Here is a 2,302-nt window from a genome sequence, read left to right on the forward strand (position 1 = left end):
GCGCCGGGGCGACGGAGGACGCCGCGTCCTCCTCGCCCCGGCGCCGCACGGACCACCAGCACCAGAGCACGAGCAGGACGATGGCGAGCAACAACCCGTACTCACCGACGAACTCCATGACCCGGTCGAACCACCGCGGCGCGTCCTTGGCCAGGCCATTGATGTCATAGAGCAGGTCGACGTCGGGGTTCGACCCGGATGCGGCGAGTCCAGCCATGGTGCTGCGGCCCCTTCGTCGTCTCTCCCGGCGCACCTGAGTGTGCGCCGTTCCTGCCACCCCCGTGGTTGTAGATCCGCTTCCGCTGCACGCGTCCCTGACACGTGCCGACTCGCGTCCGCTCGGCTACGTCACCAGGAACGCACGGTCCCCGCTGATACGTTCCACACTCCACCGAATGATCACCCAGACGTTATCGAAGAGAGATACGTCTTCGCAGCTCAGGGGGCGGGTTCACACTCGGCTCACACCCTCGTGGGCAGTGCTTTCGCGCCATCTTCGGTGACCCGGGTGGCCCCGAAGTAGTCGGGGGTGTCGATCGGGTCGAACCGGATCACCGCACCCGTTCGCGGCGCGTCGATCATGTACCCACCTCCGACATAAATGCCGACATGCCGGATGGCACGCGAATTGGTGAGGTCGTCCGAGAAGAACACGAGGTCGCCGGGGAGCAGTTCGTCCCGCTCGGGGTGCGGCCCGGCGTTGTACTGGTCGTTGGCGACGCGCGGCAGCTCGATGCCGACGGTCTCGTAGGCGGCCTGGGTCAGTCCCGAGCAGTCGAAGCGTCCGCCCTGCTCAGCGGTGCCGGTGCCGCCCCACAGGTAGGGCGTGCCGAGTTTCTTCTGCGCGTACTCGATGGCGCCGGCGGCCTGCTCGGAGGGGTCGACCCGCCCGACGGGGGCCGCGAAGCTCTCCGAGAGCGTCGTGATCCTCTTCACGTAGTTCCGGGTCTCGGTGTACGGCGGCACACCCCCGTACTTGATCACCGCGTATGCCCCCGCGTTGTACGCGGCCAGCATGTTTTCAGTCAGATTCCCGCCGACCTTCTTCACGTACGACGCGAGTTCGCAGTCGTAGGAGGCGGCGGAGGGAATCGCGTCCTTCGGGTCCCACACGTCCCGGTCGCCGTCCCCGTCGCCGTCGATGCCGTGGGAGGCCCAGGTGCCGGGGATGAACTGCGCTATGCCCTGGGCGGCGGCCTGGCTCTGTGCCCTCGGGTTGAACCCGCTCTCCTGGTAGAGCTGGGCGGCGAGCAGGGCCGGACTGATGGCGGGGCAGAGGTTGCCCCACTTCCTCACGAGGTCCGCGTACGCGGCGGGCACCGCCCCCTTGGCCAGCGCCTTCGCCCCACCGCCGACCCCGTTGACCAGGTTCCCGGCGACGATGTAGACCCCGACGACGAGCAGCATCACGAAGGCCAGGGCGGAGCTGATCGCAACGCTCGCCACGATCCATGCCTTACGCACCGTCAACCGCCCCTCGCCGGCCAGGAGTCCGTCGCCTGGTCAGTGTAGAGGCGGCCGCCGTACGCCGGAATGATCACGGCGGAGGGCACCCGGCGCAGTGAGGGTCACGGCCGTCGGCCCGTTCGTCGCGCCAGGTAGCCTTCACCCGGAGAACACCGGGACGACCACTCACCCGACCGGCCGTCAGAAATGGTCCGGAAAGGTGACACAGGCCGTAGAAGGGCACAACGACGGAACCTCACGACAGGTTTCGCTCAGGCCTCATTGCCCGGCGTGACACGCCGTGATACACAGAGTGACCATACGATCCTTCGTGTACCGTCCGTCGCCCCCCTTAGGGGCCGACGGGGAACGGTGGCAAGGTATTCGTACGAAACCCGCCAATCAATGACGCCAAGTCGACATCCGGCAGCGTCATTGTCGGCGAGAATGAGGCCTGACCTCTGCACGACCGCAGAGGGTGCGGAACTACCCAACAGGGGCGGTGACTTACATGCTCTTTGCGGCCGATAAGGGAGACATCAACACGATCATCGGCGGGATCGCTCCGGACTGGGGCCCCTTCGGCAGCCTGGGCAACGAGGCCAAGGTGATGATCGAGGTCGTGATGGCGGTGGCCATCCTGCTCTGCCTCGGCATCGCCATCTGGGGCGCCGCCAAGCAGCGCATCGGTGCCACCGCCCTGCGGGACACCTTCAGCGCGGAGCAGGGCAAGGGCCTCATCATCGCGGGTCTCACCGGAGTCTTCATCATCGGCTCACTCGGCACGCTCTTCACCATCGTGTACGGCATGGCCGTGTAGGCCGGGCCCCACCCGCCCCGGCCTACACGGCCATGC

The 2,302-nt window shown here is 67.1% G+C and carries 2 protein-coding genes and 1 pseudogene; 1 reads left to right on the forward strand and 2 read right to left on the reverse strand.

Annotated elements, in window-relative coordinates:
- A pseudogene (locus tag CCL05_RS37330) lies at positions 1-217 on the reverse strand (phosphatase PAP2 family protein); the annotation flags it as partial.
- A 245-nt stretch (positions 218-462) separates the two neighbouring features.
- Positions 463-1,470: a C40 family peptidase gene (locus CCL05_RS37335; RefSeq protein ID WP_244204536.1), complete on the reverse strand. Its 1,008-nt coding sequence runs from the start codon at positions 1,468-1,470 to the stop codon at positions 463-465.
- A 487-nt stretch (positions 1,471-1,957) separates the two neighbouring features.
- On the opposite strand from CCL05_RS37335, the gene CCL05_RS37340 reads away from it, so the two are divergent.
- The gene (locus tag CCL05_RS37340) at positions 1,958-2,266 is read left to right on the forward strand and encodes a hypothetical protein (protein ID WP_003991275.1); all 309 of its coding nucleotides are present in this window, start codon (positions 1,958-1,960) and stop codon (positions 2,264-2,266) included.
- Positions 2,267-2,302 lie beyond the last annotated feature (36 nt).

It is taken from the genome of Streptomyces africanus (assembly GCF_002150735.1).
Taxonomy (GTDB): domain Bacteria; phylum Actinomycetota; class Actinomycetes; order Streptomycetales; family Streptomycetaceae; genus Streptomyces; species Streptomyces africanus.

What these genes read in the sequence shown, in the direction of transcription:
- CCL05_RS37340 (WP_003991275.1), top strand. Translation starts at nt 1,958, where the DNA reads ATGCTCTTTGCGGCCGATAAGGGAGACATCAACACGATCATCGGCGGG.